This window comes from Streptomyces sp. NPDC030183, assembly GCF_055573455.1.
In genome coordinates this window covers 1-21743 of sequence record NZ_JBVIBK010000008.1, presented here as the reverse complement: position 1 = coordinate 21743, position 21743 = coordinate 1, and the positions used below count along the sequence as shown (strand labels likewise).

Below are 21743 nucleotides of genomic sequence, written 5' to 3'. Positions count from 1 at the left end.
CGCGCTCGCGCGCCACTCGCCCAGCCGCCGGCAGCGCCGCTCATGGAGCGTGTCGGGAGGGGCGGTATGGGCCCCACCGCTCGCAGAGCGAGCAATTGACGTCGGCATATACTCCGCGCCTGTTCGCCCCGTCCGTGGCCGGAGAACGGTTACCAGACAGAAAGTGTGGAGAGATGCTCGGCCCCCTGTCATCGGGCGACGACCTCGGTCCGCTCCAGCCCTATCCCTGGATGACGGTCAGCTCTCGTTCGCTGCCCGGTTCCCCGGGTGACGTCCTGCGGCGTGGCTTCGCCGTGGCCATCGACATCGTCATCGCCGTCGTCACCGTCGTGGGCCCACTGACCGCCCTCGACCGCCTCCTCGGCGCGGCGTCCCTGGGAGGTGGCGTCTGGCTGGCCTCAGCCGCGGTGTGGACTTTCGCCTTCCTGCTGCTGTACTCGCCCCTCAGCGTGTCCCGCTGGGGTGCCACGCCGGGCAAGCGGCTCCTCGGCATGGAGGTCGTCCGGGACGCCGAGGGCGGCGGGCGTCTCTCCTACGGTGCAGCGCTGGTCCGCCATCTGAGCAACGTCGTGCTGGGCACGGTGCCGGTGTTCCTGGTCGCGCAGGGCACGGTGACCTTCCTCAGCGGGAAGAGGCAGGGCTTGCACGACCGGCTGGTCGGCAGCAGGGTGATCATGCGCGGCCGGTGAGCGGCCGGCCCGGGCACCGCCACCAAGGTCACGCGTCGGCCCGGGGCCCGCGCCTGGTGGGCCCAGAGCAGGGCCATGTCGTCGTCGCGCTGGAAGGGCGGGCGTCCGGCGACGGATCGGACGGGCGGCGGCGGCCGCCCGAAGGACCGCACCCCGCTGCCGAGGTACGGCCCTCCGGCTCATCGGTCAGCCGGTCTGCGAGTACGCGGCGAGACAGGGGTTCTCCTGGGCGACCAACACGACGGCGTTGCCGCACCGATCCGGTGCGGCCTGCCACGAGCCGCGCCTGCCGCAGGTGGGTGTTCGCGTCCTCGTACTCGGCACGGGACAGGTGCGCTTGGGCAAGATCGGTGTGAAGCCCCGCCTTGGCTCGCACGAATGTGGGCCCGCGCCCGCACGAAGGCGCTCACGCCGCAGCAGCACGTCTCTCCGCTCGCCGCGCGCCCATATGATCTTCGTCACGCATGCGTCTCCCTTTGGCTGGACTCCGGGGTCGACCCGGTGGAAGTCGCGCGACGTGCCGGCCACTCGGTCGCCGTCCTGCTGAAGGTCAACGCGAAGTGCCTCGACGGAGCCACGGCCATGGCCAACGCCCCGAATCGACGCGGCGCTGGAGCATTGGGCGTGACGACGTGCCCCACGGATGCCCCACATGCACTGGTCAACAGGCGAATCAGGGTGAGACAAGGTGGGGCAGAGCCCTGGAGAACGCCCCACGGTCAGCCTGAACACCAGAAGGGCCCGTGATCAGCATTGCTGCTGGTCACGGGCCCTTTCAGTCCTGTGGCGGCGCCAGGATTCGAACCTGGGTAGGCTAAGCCGACGGATTTACAGTCCGCTCCCATTGGCCACTCGGGCACACCGCCTGGGATTTGGCGCCCTTCGAACCGCTTTTCGGCGGTGCTCCGTGGCGACGACGTAAACGATACCTGATGCGTGGGGGTGCTTCGCCACCTGATTGATCAGTACTCGGAGGGGGCTGGGTGGCTAGGCTTGTCCGGATGCGGCGCGGGACCTGACACCGGGCTCGGCGATCGCTTTTCGCGCGCGCCGACACGTACCCGATGGTCCCGGCACGCCCCCCGGTACCCCGATACAAGGAGCCACAGGACATGGCCGACTCCAGTTTCGACATTGTCTCGAAGGTCGAGCGGCAGGAGGTCGACAACGCCCTCAACCAGGCCGCCAAGGAGATCTCGCAGCGCTACGACTTCAAGGGCGTCGGCGCCTCGATCTCGTGGTCCGGCGAGAAGATCCTGATGGAGGCGAACTCCGAGGACCGGGTGAAGGCCGTCCTCGACGTCTTCCAGTCCAAGCTGATCAAGCGGGGGATCTCCCTGAAGGCGCTGGAGGCGGGCGAGCCCCAACTGTCCGGCAAGGAGTACAAGATCTTCGCGGAGATCCAGGAGGGCATCTCCCAGGAGAACGCCAAGAAGGTGGCGAAGATCATCCGCGACGAGGGCCCCAAGGGCGTCAAGGCCCAGGTCCAGGGCGACGAACTCCGGGTGAGCTCCAAGAGCCGTGACGACCTGCAGTCCGTGATCGCCCTCCTCAAGGGCAAGGACTTCGACTTCGCGATCCAGTTCGTCAACTACCGGTAAGAGCACGACCGGCGGTCCGGGAGCAGAGGTTTTCGCCGGTACCGCGTGGCGGGTGGGCGCTCGGCCGGGCCGCGGGCCCACCCGTTCTCCGCGGCCGTGGCTCCTCAGCGGCGGGAGTGGCCGAACAGCAGGCGGTAGGCGATCAGCAGGACCAGGGAGCCGCCGATCGCGGCCGCCCAGGTGGCGCCGTCGTAGAAGTCCTTGCTGATCGGGTGGTCCAGCCAGCGGGCGGAGATCCAGCCGCCGATGAACGCTCCCGCGACGCCGATCAGGGTCGTGCCGATGAAGCCGCCCGGGTCGCGGCCCGGCAGCAGGAATTTGGCGATGGCGCCGGCCAACAGCCCCAGAACGATCCAGCCGATGATGCTCATGCCGTGAACCTGCCCTTCTGCGCCGTGCCCCGCGGGACGCCGGGTGTCGCGTCGTGCTCTGTTGTCCTGGAGGACGCCTCCCGTATGTCCGGTGGTTGCGCTGGTCAGTAGGGTGCGGCTCATGACACAGCCCGTTTCGGACGCCCGACTGCGGCGCACGCTCGGCGTCGGTGACGCGGTGATCATCGGCCTCGGATCGATGGTCGGCGCCGGTATCTTCGCGGCCCTCGGGCCCGCGGCGCACGCCGCCGGGTCCGGGCTGCTCCTCGGTCTCGCGCTCGCGGCCGTCGTCGCCTACTGCAACGCCATGTCCTCCGCACGGCTCGCGGCCCTGTACCCCGCCTCGGGCGGCACCTATGTGTACGGGCGGGAGCGGCTCGGCGCCTTCTGGGGGTATCTGGCCGGCTGGTCCTTCGTCGTCGGCAAGACCGCCTCGTGCGCGGCGATGGCGCTCACCGTGGGGGCGTACGTCTGGCCGGAGCAGGCGCACGCCGTGGCCGTGGCCGCCGTGGTGGCGCTGACCGCCGTGAACTACGGCGGCATCCAGAAGTCGGCCTGGCTGACGCGGGTGATCGTCGCCGTCGTGCTGGCCGTCCTCGCGGCCGTGGTCGTCGTGTGCCTCACGTCCGGCCGGTCCGACGCGGGGCGGCTGGACATCGGGACGTCGGGTGGCGTGGGCGGCGTGCTCCAGGCGGCCGGACTGCTGTTCTTCGCGTTCGCCGGGTACGCGCGCATCGCGACCCTGGGTGAGGAGGTGCGCGATCCGGCGCGCACCATCCCCCGCGCGATCCCCCTCGCGCTGGGCATCGCGCTCGTCGTGTACGCGGCCGTCGCGGTCGCCGTGCTGTCCGTGCTGGGCTCGGGCGGTCTCGGGCAGGCGACGGCCCCGCTGGCCGACGCGGTGCGGGCGGCCGGGGTGCCGGGAATGGTGCCGGTGGTGCGGGTCGGTGCGGCGGTGGCCGCGCTGGGGTCGCTGCTGGCGCTGATCCTGGGCGTCTCGCGGACGACGCTGGCCATGGCCCGTGACCGGCATCTGCCGGGGGCGCTGGCCGCCGTGCACCCCCGCTTCCAGGTGCCGCACCGGGCGGAGCTGGCCGTCGGCGCGGTGGTCGCCGTGCTGGCCGCGACCGTCGATGTGCGGGGCGCGATCGGCTTCTCCTCGTTCGGCGTGCTCGCGTACTACGCGGTCGCCAACGCGTCCGCCTGGACGCTCAGTTCCGCGCCGGTCTCGCGGTTCGTGCCCGTGGTGGGGCTCGTCGGCTGTGTCGTCGTGGCGTTCGCGCTGCCCGCGGTGTCGGTGGCGGCGGGTGCCGCCGTGCTGGGCGCCGGGGCCGCGGCCTACTTCGTACGGCGGTGGTGGCGGCGCTCCGGCCCCTCCGGTCCTTCCGGCCCCTCAGGCCCCTCCGGCCCCTCCGGTCAGTAGCGTCCGGCGGCGAACGGCTCGTCCGTCGAGATGATCTCGCGGCCCAGCGGCATCAGGGAGAGCGGGACCAGCTTGAAGTTGGCGATGCCGAACGGGATGCCGATGATCGTGATGCAGAGCGCCAGGCCCGTGAAGATGTGGGTCAGCGCGAGCCACCAGCCCGCCAGGACCAGCCACAGGACGTTGCCGAGGAACGAGGGCGCGCCCGCGTCACGGCGTTCGATCGTGGTGTACCCGAAGGGCCACAGGGCGTAGACGCCGATGCGGAACGCTGCGATGCCGAAAGGGATGCCGATGATCGTGACGCACAGGAGGAGTCCCGCGACCACGTAGCCGAGGAAGAGCCAGAAGCCGCTGAGGATGAGCCAGATGATGTTGAGGATCGTCTTCACTGGGGGCGACCTGCCATCTTCTCGAGTCGGGCGATGCGTTCGGCCATGGGCGGGTGCGTGGAGAACATCTTCGAGAAGCCCTGGCCTGGACGGAACGGGTTCGCGATCATCATGTGGCTCGCCGTCTCGATGCGGGGTTCCGGGGGCAGCGGGAGCTGCTTGGTGCCCGCTTCGAGCTTGCGCAGGGCGCCGGCGAGGGCCAGGGGGTCACCGGTGAGCTGGGCGCCCGAGGCGTCGGCCTCGTACTCCCTGGAGCGGCTGATCGCGAGCTGGATGAGACTGGCGGCGAGCGGGCCCAGGATCATGATCAGCAGCATGCCGAGGAGTCCGGGGCCGTCGTCGTCGTCGGAGCGGCCGATGGGGATCAGCCAGGCGAAGTTGACCAGGAACATGATCACGGAGGCGAGTGCGCCCGCGACCGACGAGATCAGGATGTCGCGGTTGTAGACATGGCTCAACTCGTGGCCGATGACGCCGCGCAGCTCCCGTTCGTCGAGCAGGCGGAGGATGCCGTCCGTGCAGCACACGGCCGCGTTGCGCGGGTTGCGGCCCGTCGCGAACGCGTTCGGGGCGTCGGTCGGGGAGATGTAGAGGCGGGGCATGGGCTGCCTGGCCTGGGTGGAGAGCTCGCGGACCATGCGGTACAGGGCGGGGGCCTCGAACTCGCTGACCGGGCGGGCGCGCATCGCGCGTAGAGCCAGCTTGTCGCTGTTCCAGTAGGCGTACGCGTTCGTGCCGAGGGCGACGACGACCGCGATGATCAGGCCCGTCCGGCCGAAGAGACTTCCGATGACGATGATGAGTGCGGACAGTCCCCCGAGGAGTACGGCGGTCCTGAGCCCGTTGTGCCGGCGGTGCACGGTACGCCCTCCAAGTCGTGCGGCAGGGGAACCCATTGCCTGCTGTCGCTGTTGACTCCACTTCTCAGTGGACCCTCCCGAACTGGTCAACGCCAGGCGGGAGGCACTAGTTCCCTTGTGCGCGCGGGCCGGGGCGGAGCCGTCCGGGTGACGGCCGGACGCCTCGGCACGCACGCGTGTACGGGGCATCGAGTGCCCACGCGTGCGTGCCGGATGCCCAGGGGCGGCTGTGCCTGCCGGGCCGACCGCCCGTGGAAGAGGGCGGTGCGGGCTAGAAGAGGCCCGTGTCGGCGAAGCGCAGGATCAGCTGGGGGGCGCCGGAGAGGGCGATGCCGACGATTCCGGTGAGGGCGATCGCGATCGTGAGGGGGGCGGGGAGGCGGTGCGGCTGGGGTTCGCCCTCGGGGGCGCGGAACAGCAGCGCGGTCCACTGGAGGTAGTAGAACAGCGCGACCACGACGTTGACCGCCATGACGACGGCGAGCCAGCCGAGGCCCGCGTCGACCGCCACCGAGAAGACGGTGACCTTGGCGAACAGGCCGATGATGCCCGGCGGCAGTCCGGCGAGGCAGAGCAGGAAGAAGCCCAGCAGCAGCGCGGTCAGGGGGCTCGACGCGTACAGGCCGCGGTAGTCGCTGACGCGGTTGAGGGTCCTGGTGCGGCCGACGAGGGCGGCCACGGCGAAGGCGCCGAGGTTGACGGCCGCGTACATCAGCGCGTAGGCGACGGTGGAGCCGATGGCCTGCTCGGCGTCGTCGGTGTAGGCGGCGGCCGCGATCGGCACCAGGAGGTAGCCGGCCTGGCCGACGGACGACCAGGCGAGCAGGCGGACCGCGCTGTACGCGCGCGTGGACTGCTGTCTGAGGGCGCCGACGTTGCCGACGGTCATGGTGAGGGCCGCCAGCGCGGCGAGGGCGGGGCCCCAGACGTCGGCGTACGACGGGAGGGCGACGACGGTGACGAGGATGAGCCCGGAGAAGCCGACCGCCTTGCCGACGACCGACAGGTAGGCGGCTACCGGGAGGGGGGCGCCGACATAGGTGTCGGGGACCCAGAAGTGGAACGGTACGGCGGCCGTCTTGAAGGCGAACCCGATGAGGGTGAGGACGACGCCGGTCTGGGTGACGGTGTGGAGCTGGCCGTCGACGTGCTGGACGCGGTCGGCGATCTGGGTGAGGTAAAGGGTGCCGGTGGTGGCGTAGACGAAGCTGATGCCGAGGAGGCTGACGGCGGTCGCGGTGACGGACGACAGGAAGAACTTCAGGGCCGCCTCGGAGGACCGCTTGTCGCCGTGGCGGATGCCGACGAGGGCGAACGCGGGCAGCGAGGCGACCTCCAGGGCCACGACGAGGGTCGCGAGATCGCGGGAGGCGGGCAGGAGGGCGGCGCCCGCGGCGGACGACAGGAGCAGGAACCAGAACTCCCCTTCGGGCAGTTCCTTGTCGGCGTCCTTCAATGCCGTCATCGACAGCAGGGCGGCGAGGAGGGCGCCGCCGAGCACCATGAACTGGATGACGAGGGTGAAGCGGTCCGCGGTGTAGCTGCACACGTCGGGGGTGCCGCTCAGGCAGAAGGTGCCGCGGTCGCCGTCCAGGAGGGGCACCAGGGCCAGCAGCGACAGGGCGAGGCCCCCGACCGACACCCAGCCGAGCAGGGCCTTCCTGGTGTCGCCGACGAAGAGGTCGGCGACGAGCACGGCGAGGCCGACGACGGCGGCGATCGTGGGCGGCGCGACGGCGAGCCAGTCGACGGACTGGACGACGGACTCGGCCAGCGGCTGCGTCGACGCCTGCGCCGGCGCCTGGGCCGCGGTCAGGGCCGTCGTCGGGGCCAGGGAGCTCATCGGGTGCCTCCTGCGAGGAGCTGCTGCACGGCCGGATCGGTCAGGCCGAGGAGGGCCGCGGGCCAGAGACCGGCGAGGACGGTGAGGGCGACGAGCGGGGTCCAGGCCGCGAACTCGTACGTCTGTACGTCGGCGAGCCGGGGCCCCTCCTGCGGGGCGGCGCCCATGCAGACGCGGCGGACCACGATCAGCATGTACGCGGCGGTGAGGAGGGTGCCGAACGCGCCGATCGCCATGAAGGTGAGGAAGGCCGGGCGGCTGAGGTCGTCGGCGGGCCGGAACGCGCCGAACAGGGCGAGCATCTCGCCCCAGAACCCGGCGAGGCCGGGCAGTCCGAGGGAGGCGACGGCGCCGAAGGCGAGCAGGCCGCCGAGGCGCGGCGCCCTGCCGTAGAGGGCGGCGCCGGTGTCCTGGGCCAAGGCGTCGAGGTCGGTGGTGCCGGTGCGGTCCTTGAGGGCGCCCACGAGGAAGAACAGCAGGCCGGTGATGAGGCCGTGGGCGATGTTGGCGAACAGGGCGCCGTTCACTCCGGTCGGGGTCATCGTCGCGATGCCGAGGAGCACGAAGCCCATGTGGCCGACGGAGGAGTACGCGATGAGGCGCTTGAGGTCGCCCTTGGCGCCCGGCCGTGCGAGGGCGAGGCAGGCGAGGGACCCGTAGATGATCCCGACGACCGCGAAGGCGGCGAGGTACGGCGCGAAGGTGCGGAAGCCGTCGGGGGTGATCGGCAGCAGGATGCGGACGAACCCGTAGGTGCCCATCTTCAGCAGGACGCCGGCCAGCAGCACCGAGCCGACGGTCGGGGCGGCGGTGTGCGCGTCGGGCAGCCAGCTGTGCAGTGGCCACATCGGGGTCTTCACCGCGAGCCCGATCCCGATCGTCAGAACGGCGATGACCTGCACGGATGTGGTCAGTTCGGGGTGATTGTCAGTGGTGAGTGCCACCATGTCGAATGTGCCCGCCCTGAGTCCGATCAGGAGCAGGCCGAGCAGCATGACCACGGAACCGAGCAGGGTGTAGAGGATGAACTTCCAAGCGGCCCGCGTGCGTTGCTCACCGCCCCAGCGGGCGATGAGGAAGTACATCGGGATGAGGACCATCTCGAACGCGAGGAAGAACAGCAGCAGGTCGAGGACGGCGAAGGTCGCGAGGGTGCCGGACTCGAGGACGAGCAGCAGGGCGACGAACGCCTTCGGGGACGGGCCCGAGGGCAGCTTGAAGTACGAGTAGAGCGCGCAGAGGAAGGTCAGCAGCGCGGTCAGGACCAGGAGGGGGAGGGAGATGCCGTCGATGCCCAGGTGGATGCGCACATCGAGTGCGGGGATCCAGCTGATGTCGGTGCTGGCCTGCATCCTCGACGGATGGTCGTGGTCGAAGCCGAGCGCGAGGACGATCGCGGCGATGAGCACCGCGCCGGTCACGGTGACGCCGTGGCGGAGCACGGCCTGCTCGGGTGACTTCCCCTTCAGCCCCGGCGGGGCGGGCAGGAGAGCGGCGGCGGCGCCGATGAGCGGGCCGACGACGACGAACGCCAGAAGGAACTGCATCACGGACTCGTTGATATCGATCACGCCTGCTCACGCTCCCGTGGCGACGAGGAGGGCGGCGACCACCAGGACGACGGTGCCGGCGAGCAGCGCGCTCACATAGGTCTGCACGTTGCCGGTCTGCGCCCGCCGTACGGCCGCGCCGAGCAGGCGGGGCAGTGCGCCCGCGCCGTGTACGTAGGTGTCGACGACCTCGCGGTCGAGGAACCGGACGAGTCGCGCGCCGGTCTGGACCGGGCGGACGAAGAGGGTGTCGTACACGGCGTCGAGGTGGAAGCCGACGGCGGCGTGGCGGTGCAGCGGGCCGAGCAGGACCCGGGAGGGGTCCGTCGGGTCGGGTGCCGAGGCCACGTCCCCGTAGGCGGGCGCGTGGCTGGCGATGGCCTCCGCCTCGACCGTCGCGGCGTCCGCCTCGGGGTGGGCCGCGACCGCGCCGAGCGGGGTGCGGGCCAGGGCCGTGGTGTACCGCCAGGCCGCGTACGTCACGAGGCCGCCGGTGAGGGCGAGGCCGGTGCCGAGGACGGACGTGGTGAGGGTGGGGGCCAGATCGTCGCCGTCGAACCAGTCGGGGAGGGTGCCGTAGGCGAGCGCGCCGAGGGCGAGGGACGGGACGGCGAGGACCCAGAGGACGGTGGTCATGCTCAGCGGCTGGCGGCCGTGGTCGGGGGCTTCGTCGCCCTGGCCGCGGAAGGCGCGCAGCCACAGGCGGGTGGCGTACGCGGCGGTGAGGAGGGCAGTGAGCAGACCGGCGACGAGGACGGTCCATCCGGCGGCGCCGGGGATGTGCTCGGTGTGGCCCTCGGCGGCGGTCTCGGCGGCGCCGAGGACGGACTCCTTGGAGAAGAAGCCGCTGAAGGGCGGGATCGCGGCGAGGGCGAGGAGCGCCACGGTCATCGTCCAGTAGGCGTCGGGGACGCGGGCGCGGAGGTTGCTCATGCGGGACATGGCGGCCAGGGAGTTGGTGCCGGCGGCGTGGATGATCACGCCGGCGGCGAGGAACAGCAGCGCCTTGAAGGCGCCGTGGGAGATGAGGTGGAAGACGGCGGCGCCGCGGTCGCCGACGGCGAGGGCGCCGGTCATGTAGCCGAGCTGGCCGATCGTCGAGTAGGCGAGGACGCGCTTGATGTCGTCCTGGGCGAGCGCGGCGAGGGCCGAGCCGGCCATGGTGACGGCGGCCATCACGGCGAGGACGACCAGGGCCGCCGCGGAGGCGGTGAAGACCGGGAGGAGACGGGCGATGAAGTAGACACCGGCGGCGACCATCGTCGCGGCGTGGATCAGCGCGGAGACGGGCGTCGGGCCGGCCATCGCGTCGGGCAGCCAGGTGTGGAGGGGGAACTGCGCGGACTTGCCGGCCACTCCGGCGAGGAGCAGCAGGGCGATCAGCGTCGGGTGGTCGAGGCCGCCGTCGGCGACGGTGCCGAGGATCCGGGTGACGCGGAACGACCCGGCGTCCGCGGCGAGGGCGAACAGACCGATCAGGAAGGGGACGTCGCCGAGCTTGGTGACCAGGAACGCCTTGAGGGAGGCGGCGCGGGCCTCCGGGGTCTCCCAGTAGTGGCCGACCAGGAAGTAGGAGCAGATGCCCATGATCTCCCAGCCGACCAGCAGGACCATCAGGTCGCCGGAGTAGACGACGAGCAGCATCGCGGAGGTGAAGAGGGAGACGAGAGCGGCGTACGAGGGGTAGCGGGGGTCGTCGCGCAGATAGCCCGTCGAGTAGATCTGCACGCAGGTGGCGACCAGGCCGACGACCACGGCGACGAGGGCGGCGAAGCCGTCGATGTACAGGGCGAGGTCGATGGGCACCGAGCCGGTCGGGGTGAGCTGCGTGGCCGCGACGACCGGGCTGTCGCCGCCCTGGCGTACGGCGACCAGCACCGCCAGCGCGAAGGCCGTGAGGGTCGGGAGTACGGCCATGGGGCGGCCGAAGCCGGGGGCGGTGCGGCCGAGGAGCAGTCCGGCGGCGGCGCCGAGGAACGGGAGGAGGGGGACGAGGACGGCGAGGGTGGTCGTGGTCACGCGCTGGCCTCGGCCTTCTCGTTCCGCTCGGGTCGTTCGGCGGTGTCGCGGAGCTTGTCGATGTCGGCGGTGCCGCGGTTGCGGTGGACGGCGAGGACGATCGCCAGGCCGATGCCGATCTCCGCGGCGGCGATGGTGATGGTGAACAGGGTCAGGGCCTGCCCGGAGTGGAGGGTCTCCTCGGCGGCCTTGCTGAGCCAGACGTCGAAGGCGACGAGGTTGAGGTTGACGGCGTTGAGCATCAGCTCGACGGACATCAGGACCAGGATCGCGTTGCGGCGGGCGAGGACGCCGTACAGGCCCGTGCAGAAGAGGAGGGCGGAGAGCACGACGGGATAGGCGAGGTGCATCAGCGGACCCCTCCCTCGGACGCGTCGGGGGTGTCGGCCGGGGTGGGGGGCTTCGGTTCGTCGGGGGTCGCTCTGGCCTTGCGGGAGAGGACGATCGCGCCGACCAGGGCGGCGAGGAGGAGGACGGAGAGGGCCTCGAAGGGGAGGACCCAGTTCTGGAAGAGGCTCTTGCCGGTGTCCTTGGTCGAGCCGGCGGCGGGGCCGTCGAGGTCGATCCATGTGGCACGGAAGGCGTCGACGACGACCCACACGAGGGCGGCGGCAGCGGCGACGGCCACGGTGAGGGCGGCCCAGCGGTTGCCGGAGTCGGCGTCCGGGGAGCGGCCGATCGGGGCCCTGGTGAGCATCAGCCCGAACAGGAGGAGCACGACGACGGAGCCGACGTAGATGAGGACCTGGACCCAGGCGATGAACTCGGCGGTGAGCAGCAGGTACTCGACGGCGAGGCCGCCGAGCGCCACGACCAGCCACAGGGCGGCGTGCACCAGCTGGCGCGTGGTGACGGCGACGATCGCGGCGCCGAGGGTGACCAGGCCGACGAGGAGGAAGGCGATCTCGACGCCGGTCGGCGAGAGGAAGCCCCGGGTCTCGACGGCGGCCAGGGCGGGGTGGTGGTGCGTGGCGGCGAGCGTCACGGCGGTGGCGGCGGAGACGCTCATGCGTTCCCCTCCCCCGGCTGCGCCTGCTCGGCCTGTTCGGCCTGACCCGCGCGTTGCGCCTGTTCGGCCTGCTGGGTGGCGGCGAGCTTCTCGGCGGTCTTGCGGGCGGCGGTGAGTTCCTTGGGTTCCTCGGCGCCGGGGTCGAGGGCGGGCGGGGACGGGACGGTCCACATCCACTCGCGGAGCTTGTCGCGCTCGTGGGTGAGTTCGCGGATGTCGGTCTCGGCGTACTCGAACTCGGGGGACCAGAACAGCGCGTCGAAGGGGCAGACCTCGATGCAGATACCGCAGTACATGCAGAGGGAGAAGTCGATGGCGAAGCGGTCGAGGACGTTGCGGCTGCGCTCACGGCCGCCGGGGGCGGCGGGCGGGACGGTCTCCTTGTGGGAGTCGATGTAGATGCACCAGTCCGGGCACTCCCGGGCGCAGAGCATGCAGACGGTGCAGTTCTCCTCGAAGAGGCCGATGACACCGCGGGTGCGGGGCGGGAGTTCGGGCTGGGCGTCCGGGTACTGCTCGGTGACCGTCTTCCGCGTCATCGTGCGGAGGGTGACGGCCAGGCCCTTGGCGAGACCACTACCGGGGATGGGGGCCATGGTTACCGGATCACCACCTTGACGACGCCGGTGAGGGCGATCTGGGCGAGGGACAGGGGGACGAGGAGGGTCCAGGACAGCTTCTGCAGCTGGTCCTCGCGCAACCGGGGGTAGGTCACGCGGAGCCAGATCACGAGGAAGGCGAGGACGGCGGTCTTCAGGAGGGTCCAGACCCAGCCGAGGCCGTCGGCGCCCCAGGGGCCGTGCCAGCCGCCGAGGAAGAGGACGGTGGTCAGACCGCACAGGACGACGATCCCGGCGTACTCGGCGAGGAGGAACAGGGCGAAGCGGAGGCCGGTGTACTCGGTGTAGGCGCCGAAGATGATCTCCGAGTCGGCGACCGGCATGTCGAACGGCGGGCGCTGGAGTTCGGCGAGGCCGGCGACGAAGAAGACGATCGCGCCGACGATCTGCCAGGGGAGCCACCACCACTGGAAGGCGTCGAGGATGCCGACGAGGGAGACCGTGCCGGCCGCCATCGCGACCGAGGCGGCCGTCAGGAGCATCGGGAGCTCGTAGGCGAGAAGCTGGGCGGCGGTACGGAGGCCGCCGAGGAGGGAGAACTTGTTCGCGGAGGCCCAGCCGGCCATCAGGGAGCCGAGGACGCCGACGCCCATCACGGCGAGGACGAAGAAGATGCCCGCGTCGACGACCTCGCCGACGGCGCCCTCGCCGGGGCCGACGGGGATGGCGAGGAGGACGAGGAGGTACGGGAGGAGGGCGACGGCCGGGGCGAGCTGGAAGATACGGCGGTCCGCGCCGGCCGGGACGATGTCTTCCTTCTGGGCGAACTTCACGCCGTCGGCGACGAGCTGGGCCCAGCCGTGGAAGCCGCCGGCGTACATGGGGCCGAGGCGGCCCTGCATGTGGGCCATCACCTTGTGTTCCGTCTGACCGATGATCAGGGGGAACGTGAGGAAGACGACGAAGACGAGCAGGAGTCGCAGGGCGACGTCGAGGGCGTCGTTCACCGCGGGCCTCCTGCGGGGGGTTCGGGGGTGGTGGGCGGCGGCTCCGGGGCGGGGGCCGGTGCGGGGGCGGGGGGTTCGTCCGGGGTCTCGTCGGCGGGCGTGTCGTTCCCGTCGCCGGGGGCGTGGTCACCGGGGGTGCCCGGGGACGCGGGAGGCTCCGCCGGGGTTTCGGTGCCGGGCGCGGGCGCGGGCGCGGGTTCGGTGCCGGAGGCCGGTTCGGTCTTGGCGCCGGGTGCAGCCTCGGGCGGGTGGGAGGGCTCGGGCGCGGGCGCGGGCCCGGGTTCCGCCGCCGGTGGTTCGGCCTCGGGCTTCGGGGGCTGGGGCTGCTGCTTTGGCGGGGTCGGGGGCTCGGCCTGTGACTCCGGCTCAGGCGCGGGCTTCGGCTCCGTCGGAGCGCGCTCCGCTTCCGGTGTGGGCTCCTCGAAGGCCGGGCGGGCGTGGTGCCACGGGGCGTCGGCGCTGCGGGCGGCGGGGCGTGCGGGTCGGTTCTGGGCCGGGGGCTCGCCGGGGGCGTCGGCCGACGGGGTGCGCTGGCTCGCCGAGCCGCCGGAGGCGGTACGGGCGCGGCGCGGCGTCGTGGGCGCGGACGGTGCCTCGGGCGACGACGCCGACTCGGCGGCGGTCTGGCTCGCCGAGCCCTGCGCCGCCGTACGGCTACGACGCGGCGTCGGAGAGGCCGGTGCAGCCGGGGAGGCCGGGGTCCCCGGCGTCGGTTCGCCGGCCGTCTGGCTCGCCGAGCCCTGCGCCGCCGTACGGCTACGACGCGGCGTCGGAGAGGCCGGTGCAGCCGGGGTCCCCGAGGCGTCCGGGGGCGATGTCGGCGTCGGCTCGGCGGCCGTCTGGCTTGCCGAGCCCTGCGCCGCCGTACGGGTGCGTCGTACGGGCCGGTCGGCTGCGGCCCCGGCGGGGCGGTCGCCGGTGGCCCGGGTCGGGCGGTCGCCCGCCGTTCGGGTCGGGCGGTCGCCGGCGGTTCGGGTGGGGCGGGCCGGGGCTGGGGGGAGTTGGCCCTTGAGGGGGCCCCACTCGTTGGGGTCGGGGACGCCGGGCGGGAGCATCTGGCGGCGCTTGGGGCCGCCGTGCTCGGACTCGCCGGGTTCCTTGGCGCCGGGCCATGCCTTGGCGACCCGGGCGGCCAGCACGAAGTCCTTGCGGAGGGGGTGGCCCTCGAAGTTCTCGGGGAGGAGGAGGTGGTCCAGGCCGGGGTGGCCCTCGAAGCGGACGCCGAACATCTCGTGGGTCTCGCGTTCGTGCCAGGCGGCACCGGCGTAGACGTTCACGGCGGTGGGCAGCACCGGCGACTCGTGCGGGACGGTGGTGCGCACCAGGAGGCGGCGGACCGGGGCCAGGGCCACGACGTGGGCCGAGACCCGGAAGCCGGTGCCGGGCTCGTCGACCGCGCTCAGCCAGTCGAAATAGGTGCAGCCCAGAGTGGTGCGGGCGGTGCTCAGGGCCTCGATCCAGGAGGCGGCGGGCACGTCGACGGTGAGGACGTCGTACGACTCCTCGGCGGTGGCGTCCGCGCCGAAGAGTTCCTCGGCGGGGGCGGGGAGCCAGCCGGTCACCGGTCCCCCTCCTCACTGGAGCTGTCGGTCGTGCCGGTGTCGGCGGGCCGGGCCGGGGGCTTCACCAGGTCGCTCTGGAGGGCCGCCGGCGACGGGCGGGCCGGAGCCGGGTCCGCCCCGGCGGCCGATGCGGTCGCGGTGGCCGTTCCGTGGCCGTACCGCTCCCCCAGGGACTCCCTCGCGATCTTCTCCTGGAGCTTCAGGATGCCCTGGAGGAGGGCCTCGGGGCGGGGCGGGCAGCCGGGGACGTAGACGTCGACCGGGATGATCTGGTCGACGCCCTTGGTCACCGAGTAGGAGTCCCAGTAGGGGCCGCCGCAGTTGGAGCAGGCGCCGAAGGAGATGACGTACTTCGGTTCCGGCATCTGCTCGTAGAGGCGCTTCACGGCCGGGGCCATCTTGTCGGTGACGGTGCCGGAGACGACCATCAGGTCGGCCTGGCGGGGGCCCGGCGCGAAGGGGATCACGCCGAGGCGGATGAAGTCGTGGCGGGCCATCGACGCGGCGATGAACTCGATCGCGCAGCAGGCCAGCCCGAAGTTGAAGACCCAGAGCGAGTAGCGGCGGCCCCAGTTGAGGATCACCTTCATCGGCTCGGGCGCGAGGCGCGCGAGGGCGCCCAGCCGCTTGGGCTCCGGGAGCGACACGGGCTGCGGGTGGGACACGGGCAGCGGGTGGGACACGGGCAGCGGGTGGGACACGGGCAGCGGGGACACAGGCTGCGGGGTGGACCCGTCGGCGGGCCGCGGAGCGGACTGCGCGGCGGTCGTTTCTGGCGTCACGTCCATGCCAGGACGCCCTTCTTGTATGCGTAGAGCAGGCCGACGGCGAGGAAGCCGAGGAAGACGAACATCTCCACCAGCGTGGTCGCGCCGTAGCCGTCGTCGGCGAAGACGGTCGCCCAGGGGAAGAGGAAGATCGAGTCGATGGCGAAGATGACGTAGAGGAAGGCGTACACGTAGTAGCGGACCTGGGTGTGGGCCCAGTGCTCGCCGACGGGGTCGACGCCGCACTCGTACGTCAGGAGCTTCTCCCGGGTGGGGACCTCGGGGCGCAGCAGGCGTCCCGCGCCGAAGGCGATGGCCACGAAGAGCACGCCCACGGCGGCGAGCAGTCCGACCACCGAGTAGGACTGGAAGTAGTCCGCCGCCACGACGTACTCCGCCGCGACGGCGACGGTCGGTTCCGGCACGTCCGCCCCTCGTTCCCTCACCTGGCGACCTGTACGTACGCGCTCCGTACGCCATACATACGCCACTGTTCGACGATCTGTACGCACGGGAGTCTAGGCCCTGCTAAAGAGACCGTAAGCAGCCCGTCACAGCTCGGCACGCGCAGGGCCGTGATTCCTCGGGCGGGCCAAGGTCTTCGCTGCCGACCGGGCCGGTGCCGAGGCGGCTGCGGTGGGGTTTTCCCCAGGGGGGTCGGGCGGTTCGCCTCATGGCGCCGGTGGGGCGCGGGCGGGCAGGCTGTGGCCATGACCGAGCCCCTTTCTCCTCCCTCGACCGGCCGTGGACGGCCGTCCGGGCGCCCGTTGCCCTCCAGCCGCACGCCCTCCGAACCGCTGCCTCCGGCGCGTCTCGCGTTCGAGGCGCACACGTGGAAGGAGATCGCGCATCTGCTGGCGAATCTGCCGATGTCGCTGATCGGGTTCACCTTCGTGACGACCGTGCTGTTCACGAGTGCCTTCCTGACGCTGACGGTGATCGGTTTCCCGCTGCTCGCGGCCGCGCTGCTGGGGGCCCGGCAGCTGGGCAAGCTGGAGCGGATACGGGCGCGGGCGCTGCTCGACGTGACGGTGGACGAGCCGAGTCCGCTGCCGATGCGGGGCGGCGCGGACGGGTTCGTCGCGCAGGTGTGGATGAGTGTGAAGGACCCGGTCGGCTGGCGTTCGATGCTGTACGAGCTGATCCGGCTGCCGTGGGGGATCGCGACGTTCACGATCACTCTCACGGGGTTGTTCGTGGCGTGGCCGGTGCTGCCGTACATCGTGCGGGGGCTGGCGAACGCGGACCGGGCGATGGTGCGGGCGCTGCTGTCGCCGTCGGACGAGCTGGAGCGGCGGATCGCGGAGCTGGAGTCGGACCGGGGTGTCGTGGTGGACACGGCGGCGGCCGATCTGCGGCGGATCGAGCGGGATCTGCACGACGGGGCGCAGGCCCGGCTGGTGAACCTGGCGATGGGGCTCGGGCTGGCGAAGGAGAAGCTGCTGGAGGGGCAGGCCGACGACGCCGTGGCCTCGATGGTGGCGGAGGCGCACGGCGAGGTGAAGCTGGCGCTCCAGGAGCTGCGGGATCTGGCGCGGGGCATCCATCCGGCGGTGCTGACCGACCGGGGCCTGGACGCGGCGCTGTCCTCGGTGGCCTCGCGGTGCACCGCCCCGGTGAAGGTGACGGTCGATCTCCCGGCGCGGCCCGCGGCGGCCATCGAGGGGATCGCGTACTTCACGGTCTCGGAGCTGCTCCAGAACGTCAGCAAGCACAGCGGGGCGAGGTCCGCGGCCGTGGACGTCTGGCGGTCCGACGACCGGCTGCTGATCCAGGTGTGGGACGACGGGCGCGGCGGCGCGAGCGTCGACGGCGGCACGGGGATCGCCGGCCTCGCGGAGCGGCTGGGCGCGGTCGACGGTCTCTTCGTGGTCGATTCCCCGGCGGGCGGGCCCACGACGATCACCGCGGAACTGCCCTGGCGGGACCGGTAGGCGGGGCGGGACCGAGGGCGGGGCCGAGGGGTGGGGTTAACCCCCGGAACCGGACGCCGACGGGCCGGATGGTTCGGGCGGCCGGGGGCGTGGAGGGTGGGAGTACGCCAGGTGGTGGCGCGCTCCGGTCGGAGTGCGGGTGAGGAGGAGTGGCGGTTATGGAATCCGCGTATGGGCAGGGGTACGGCGGCTGGGACGACGCAGCCGGGGCGGAACGGCGGCACCGGGTGCCGGCGGGGCTGCGGGCGCCGTTCGAGGGGCGTAGCTGGCGGGAGTTCGGCTATGTGATGCTCGGCTTCCCGATCGGCGTGCTGATGTTCACGTACGCGGTGACGATGCTGTCGGTCGGGGTGGGCCTGCTGGTCACGTTCCTCGGGGTGCCGGTGCTGGCGGCGGGGCTCGCGGGGTGCCGGGGGCTCGGGGCGATGGAGCGGGCGCGGGCGCGGGCGCTGCTCGGGGTGGAGGTGGCCGCGCCGGAGCCGTTGCGGGTGCGCAAGCGGGGGGCGCTGGCGTGGATGGGCGCCGTGCTGCGCAGCGGGTCGTCCTGGCGGCAGCTGCTGTACGCCGTGGTCCAGTTCCCGTGGTCGCTGTTCTCCTTCGTGGTCGCCCTGAACTTCTGGGCGTACGGCTGGGCGATGCTCACGTATCCGCTGTGGTTCTGGGTGTTCCCGATGTGGGTCGGACAGGACGGGGTGCAGCTGTACGGGGACGAGGGGCACGCCGTGTATCTCGACAACGCGTTCGAGGTGACCGTGACGGCGCTGGTGGGGCTGCTGTTCACGATGGCCACGCCGTGGATCGTGCGGGGGCTGACGACGGTGGACCGGGTGATGGTGTCGGCGTTGCTCGGGCCGTCCCGGCTGGGGGCGCGGGTGGTGGAGCTGGAGTCGGACCGGGGGGTCGTGGTGGACACGGCGGCGGCCGATCTGCGGCGCATCGAGCGGGATCTGCACGACGGGGCGCAGGCGCGGCTGGTGGCGCTGGCCATGGATCTGGGCGTGGCGAAGGAGAAGGTGACCGAGGATCCGCGCGAGGCGGCGCGGATGGTGGACTCGGCGCACGGCGAGGTGAAGACGGCGCTGCGGGAGCTGCGGGACCTGGCGCGGGGCATCCATCCGGCGGTGCTGACCGACCGTGGGCTGGACGCGGCGCTGTCCGCGGTGGCGGCCCGCTGCGCGGTGCCGGTGGTGGTGGAGGTGGATCTGCCCGCGCGGCCGGTGCCGGCGATCGAGGGGATCGTCTACTTCACGGTGTCCGAGCTGCTGCAGAACGTCAGCAAGCACGCGGGTGCTTCCCGGGCCGTGGTGGACGTGTGGAAGGTCGAGGGGCGGCTGATGCTCCAGGTCATCGACGACGGGAGGGGCGGCGCCGACATCGCGGCCGGGTCGGGGCTGGCCGGGCTGGCGGAGCGGTTGGGGGCCGTCGACGGGGTGCTGGTCGTGGACTCACCGGCCGGCGGACCCACCAGGGTCACGGCGGAGCTGCCCTGGCGGGCCTGATCGGGGCCCCCGGCCCCCCGGCCCGGCCGCTGGGGCGGGGGCGTGGCGTTCGGCGGCAGCGGGAGCGGGGGCGTGGCGTTCGGCGGCACTGCGGGCGGGACCACCAGGGCGCGTCCGGAGCGGAGGCTCCGGGCGCGCTTCGCCGTGTGGTGGGTGGCGGTGTCCCGGGGGCCGGGTCGCGGTGGCGCGGAGGCGCGGGTGGCCCGGCGGCCCGGCGGCTCCCAGGGTGCGGAGGCGCGAGGGCCTGGCAGCCCGGTGGCCCGGCGGCCCGGCGGCCCGGCGGCCCGGCGGCCCGGCGGCCCGGCGGCCCGGCGGCCCGGCGGCCCGGCGGCCCGGCGGCCCGGCGGCAAGGTGGCGCGGAGGCGCGGGGCGCTGAGGCGCGGGGCGCGGGGTTTTGGCAGCCCGGCGGACCGGGGGGCACCGTGGCGCGGAGGCGCGGAGGCCTGGCAGCCCGGTGGCGTAGGTGGCCCGGCGGTCCGATGGCGCGGGCGGCCCGGCAGCTCGGCGGACCGGCAGCCCACGTAGCACGGGCGCCCCGGCAGCCCGGCGGACCGGCAGCCCACGTAGCACGGGCGCCCCGGCAGCCCGGCGGACCGGCAGCGCACGTGGCACGGGCGCCCCGGCAGCCCGGCGGACCGGCAGCCCGGCGGACCGGCAGCGCACGTAGCACGGGCGCCCCGGCAGCCCGGCGGACCGGCAGCCCGGCAGCGCAGGTAACGCGGGCGGACCGGCAGCCCGGCGGACCGGCAGCGCAGGTAGCGCGGGCGCCCCGGCGGCGGTAACCGGCCAAGACGTGGCGGGGTTCTTGCGCGCGAGGGTGTCGGGGTGGCGTGGAGGGACCGGGATGCTGGGATGCTGGGGCCGTCGGGTGGGCCGGCCAGGATGACGGCCGGCTTCGGGCTTGCGGGGGGACGGGATCGTGGAGGACAAGGTGCGGGTGGTCATCGCCGAGGATTCGGTGCTGTTGCGGGAGGGCCTCACCCGGCTGCTGACCGACCGGGGGCACGAGGTCGTCGCGGGGGTCGGGGACGGCAACGCGCTGATCAAGACAATCGGGGAGTTCGCCGCGCAGGGGGAGCTGCCCGATGTCGTCGTCGCCGATGTGCGCATGCCGCCGACCCACACCGACGAAGGCGTCAGGGCCGCCGTGCAGCTGCGGAAGGAGCACCCGCGGCTGGGGGTGCTCGTGCTGTCGCAGTACGTGGAGGAGCGGTACGCCACCGAGCTGCTCGCCGGGTCCAGCCGGGGCGTCGGATATCTGCTGAAGGACCGGGTGGCGGACGTGCGGGAGTTCGTCGACGCGGTGGTGCGCGTGGCCGGCGGCGGCACCGCGCTCGACCCCGAGGTGGTGGCCCAGCTGCTGGGGCGCAGCCGTAAGCAGGATGTGCTCGCGGGGCTCACCCCGAGGGAGCGCGAGGTGCTGGGGCTGATGGCGGAGGGGCGGACCAACTCCGCGATCGCCCGGCAGCTGGTGGTGAGTGACGGTGCCGTCGAGAAGCACGTCAGCAATATCTTCCTGAAGCTCGGGCTGTCCCCGAGCGACGGGGACCACCGGAGGGTGCTGGCCGTCCTCACGTATCTGAATTCCTGACCGGCCCCACCTGCACGAAGTCCTGATGGCCCCGCCTGTACGAAGTCTGATGGGCCCCGCCTGTCTGACATTCTGACCGGCCTGGCATACCGGTCCCACCCGGCGCCTCCTACACTCGCCGCCCGTCCCCTACCGCCCCCGTCTCACCCCCCTAACACCAGCCGCCCGCCCCCTCTCCGCCCGACGCGCCCGACCCGCCGGTACTAGAACCGTCACTTCCGGGGGAGCGTCTTGGGTGGCGGTTCAGTGGGTGTGCGGGACGGGGTGGAGCGAGGGCGGCGAGGGGCCGAAAAAGCGCGTCGAACAGTCGAACGGTCAAGGGAAGGTCCGCAGCACCGACGTAGGGTTGGTCTCGGGAGGGCCGCTGGGACGGTCGTTCCCGGACAGCCGCCTCAAGGGAGGTCCAGTTCAGTGACCAGCCAGGTCAGCAGCCCAGCGGAGCAGGCCGACGAGGCCGTTCTGGGAGAGCTGGGGGAACAGCGCAAACCGACGGGGACCAAGGACGTCCGCCGCCTCGATCGGGTGATCATCCGGTTCGCGGGTGATTCGGGTGACGGTATGCAGCTCACCGGTGACCGTTTCACCTCCGAGACCGCCTCGTTCGGCAACGACCTGTCCACCCTGCCGAACTTCCCCGCCGAGATCCGCGCCCCCGCCGGCACCCTGCCCGGCGTCTCCAGCTTCCAGCTCCACTTCGCCGACCACGACATCCTCACCCCCGGCGACGCACCCGACGTCCTGGTCGCCATGAACCCCGCCGCCCTCAAAGCCAACATCACCGACATCCCCCGCGGCGCCGAGATCATCGTCAACACCGACGAATTCACCAAACGCGCCCTGCAGAAAGTCGGCTACACCACCAGCCCCCTCGACGACGGCTCCCTGGACGCCTACCACGTCCACCCCGTCCCCCTGACCACCCTCACCGTCGAGGCCCTCAAGGACTTCGACCTCACCCGCAAAGAAGCCGAACGCAGCAAGAACATGTTCGCGCTCGGCCTGCTGTCCTGGATGTACCACCGCCCCACCGAAGGCACCGAGAAGTTCCTCAAGACCAAGTTCGCCA

At 72.3% G+C, this 21743-nt stretch carries 20 protein-coding genes, 1 tRNA gene and 1 pseudogene; 7 read left to right on the top strand and 15 right to left on the bottom strand.

All coding sequences use genetic code 11. The annotated features are described in order from the left end of the window. Positions 1-173 precede the first annotated feature (173 nt). Positions 174-689, top strand: a complete 516-nt coding sequence (locus tag ACZ4Z2_RS11450; protein ID WP_468074739.1) for an RDD family protein — start codon at positions 174-176, stop codon at positions 687-689. Positions 690-924: 235 nt separating this feature from the next. On the opposite strand, the pseudogene ACZ4Z2_RS11445 reads toward ACZ4Z2_RS11450, so the two are convergent. Continuing rightward, positions 925-1074 (bottom strand): annotated as a pseudogene (locus tag ACZ4Z2_RS11445) (XRE family transcriptional regulator); the annotation flags it as partial. Between the two features lie 399 nt (positions 1075-1473). Further along, positions 1474-1555, bottom strand: a tRNA-Tyr gene (locus ACZ4Z2_RS11440). A 246-nt stretch (positions 1556-1801) separates the two neighbouring features. On the opposite strand from ACZ4Z2_RS11440, the gene ACZ4Z2_RS11435 reads away from it, so the two are divergent. Beyond that, the gene (locus tag ACZ4Z2_RS11435; RefSeq protein ID WP_159771632.1) at positions 1802-2290 is read left to right on the top strand and encodes a YajQ family cyclic di-GMP-binding protein; all 489 of its coding nucleotides are present in this window, start codon (positions 1802-1804) and stop codon (positions 2288-2290) included. Positions 2291-2394: 104 nt separating this feature from the next. Here ACZ4Z2_RS11435 and ACZ4Z2_RS11430 read toward each other — a convergent pair whose 3' ends face one another. Continuing rightward, entirely contained in the window at positions 2395-2661 is a 267-nt protein-coding gene (locus ACZ4Z2_RS11430; protein ID WP_055539388.1) for a GlsB/YeaQ/YmgE family stress response membrane protein, read from the bottom strand. A 121-nt stretch (positions 2662-2782) separates the two neighbouring features. Here ACZ4Z2_RS11430 and ACZ4Z2_RS11425 point away from each other — a divergent pair, with 121 nt between their 5' ends. Beyond that, positions 2783-4084 carry an APC family permease gene (locus ACZ4Z2_RS11425; protein WP_468074737.1) on the top strand — a complete coding sequence of 434 codons (1302 nt, stop codon included), beginning with the start codon at positions 2783-2785 and terminating at the stop codon, positions 4082-4084. Here ACZ4Z2_RS11425 and ACZ4Z2_RS11420 read toward each other — a convergent pair. From ACZ4Z2_RS11420 to ACZ4Z2_RS11365, 12 genes are all read right to left on the bottom strand, one after another. Next, positions 4078-4476, bottom strand: coding sequence for a YccF domain-containing protein (locus tag ACZ4Z2_RS11420; RefSeq protein WP_468074735.1), 399 nt, complete (start codon positions 4474-4476; stop codon positions 4078-4080). The genes ACZ4Z2_RS11425 and ACZ4Z2_RS11420 overlap by 7 nt on opposite strands. Continuing rightward, positions 4473-5336 (bottom strand): zinc metalloprotease HtpX, encoded by an 864-nt coding sequence (gene htpX / locus ACZ4Z2_RS11415; RefSeq protein ID WP_468074733.1) that lies wholly within the window; start codon positions 5334-5336, stop codon positions 4473-4475. The genes ACZ4Z2_RS11420 and htpX overlap by 4 nt, the downstream gene beginning before the upstream one ends. A gap of 271 nt (positions 5337-5607) precedes the next feature. Next, on the bottom strand, positions 5608-7179 hold the full coding sequence (locus tag ACZ4Z2_RS11410) for an NADH-quinone oxidoreductase subunit N (RefSeq protein WP_468074731.1): 1572 nt from the start codon (positions 7177-7179) through the stop codon (positions 5608-5610). Further along, the gene (locus tag ACZ4Z2_RS11405; RefSeq protein WP_468074729.1) at positions 7176-8750 is read right to left on the bottom strand and encodes a complex I subunit 4 family protein; all 1575 of its coding nucleotides are present in this window, start codon (positions 8748-8750) and stop codon (positions 7176-7178) included. Before ACZ4Z2_RS11405 ends, ACZ4Z2_RS11410 begins: the two co-directional genes overlap by 4 nt. Positions 8751-8756: 6 nt before the next feature. Further along, positions 8757-10748, bottom strand: a complete 1992-nt coding sequence (locus ACZ4Z2_RS11400) for an NADH-quinone oxidoreductase subunit 5 family protein (RefSeq protein ID WP_468074727.1) — start codon at positions 10746-10748, stop codon at positions 8757-8759. Then, on the bottom strand, positions 10745-11098 hold the full coding sequence (nuoK, locus tag ACZ4Z2_RS11395) for an NADH-quinone oxidoreductase subunit NuoK (RefSeq protein WP_468074725.1): 354 nt from the start codon (positions 11096-11098) through the stop codon (positions 10745-10747). Before nuoK ends, ACZ4Z2_RS11400 begins: the two co-directional genes overlap by 4 nt. Then, positions 11098-11757: an NADH-quinone oxidoreductase subunit J family protein gene (locus tag ACZ4Z2_RS11390; RefSeq protein WP_468074723.1), complete on the bottom strand. Its 660-nt coding sequence runs from the start codon at positions 11755-11757 to the stop codon at positions 11098-11100. Before ACZ4Z2_RS11390 ends, nuoK begins: the two co-directional genes overlap by 1 nt. Further along, positions 11754-12353 (bottom strand): NuoI/complex I 23 kDa subunit family protein, encoded by a 600-nt coding sequence (locus ACZ4Z2_RS11385; RefSeq protein ID WP_468074721.1) that lies wholly within the window; start codon positions 12351-12353, stop codon positions 11754-11756. Before ACZ4Z2_RS11385 ends, ACZ4Z2_RS11390 begins: the two co-directional genes overlap by 4 nt. Positions 12354-12355: 2 nt before the next feature. After that, on the bottom strand, positions 12356-13324 hold the full coding sequence (locus ACZ4Z2_RS11380) for a complex I subunit 1/NuoH family protein (RefSeq protein ID WP_468074719.1): 969 nt from the start codon (positions 13322-13324) through the stop codon (positions 12356-12358). Then, positions 13321-14886: an NADH-quinone oxidoreductase subunit C gene (locus tag ACZ4Z2_RS11375; protein ID WP_468074717.1), complete on the bottom strand. Its 1566-nt coding sequence runs from the start codon at positions 14884-14886 to the stop codon at positions 13321-13323. Before ACZ4Z2_RS11375 ends, ACZ4Z2_RS11380 begins: the two co-directional genes overlap by 4 nt. Beyond that, complete coding sequence (locus ACZ4Z2_RS11370) at positions 14883-15674, bottom strand: NADH-quinone oxidoreductase subunit B (RefSeq protein ID WP_468074715.1); 792 nt, start codon at positions 15672-15674, stop codon at positions 14883-14885. Before ACZ4Z2_RS11370 ends, ACZ4Z2_RS11375 begins: the two co-directional genes overlap by 4 nt. After that, complete coding sequence (locus ACZ4Z2_RS11365; protein WP_055523485.1) at positions 15665-16078, bottom strand: NADH-quinone oxidoreductase subunit A; 414 nt, start codon at positions 16076-16078, stop codon at positions 15665-15667. The genes ACZ4Z2_RS11370 and ACZ4Z2_RS11365 overlap by 10 nt, the downstream gene beginning before the upstream one ends. A 285-nt stretch (positions 16079-16363) precedes the next feature. Between ACZ4Z2_RS11365 and ACZ4Z2_RS11360 the strand changes: the two genes are divergently transcribed. The 4 genes from ACZ4Z2_RS11360 to ACZ4Z2_RS11345 form a co-directional block, all read left to right on the top strand. Then, on the top strand, positions 16364-17587 hold the full coding sequence (locus ACZ4Z2_RS11360; RefSeq protein ID WP_468074713.1) for a sensor histidine kinase: 1224 nt from the start codon (positions 16364-16366) through the stop codon (positions 17585-17587). 158 nt (positions 17588-17745) lie between these two features. After that, complete coding sequence (locus ACZ4Z2_RS11355; protein ID WP_468074711.1) at positions 17746-19086, top strand: sensor histidine kinase; 1341 nt, start codon at positions 17746-17748, stop codon at positions 19084-19086. Between the two features lie 931 nt (positions 19087-20017). Continuing rightward, positions 20018-20677 carry a LuxR C-terminal-related transcriptional regulator gene (locus ACZ4Z2_RS11350; protein ID WP_468075095.1) on the top strand — a complete coding sequence of 220 codons (660 nt, stop codon included), beginning with the start codon at positions 20018-20020 and terminating at the stop codon, positions 20675-20677. A 411-nt stretch (positions 20678-21088) separates the two neighbouring features. Then, a partial coding sequence (locus tag ACZ4Z2_RS11345) for a 2-oxoacid:acceptor oxidoreductase family protein (protein ID WP_468074709.1) occupies positions 21089-21743 on the top strand: 655 nt, incomplete at its 3' end.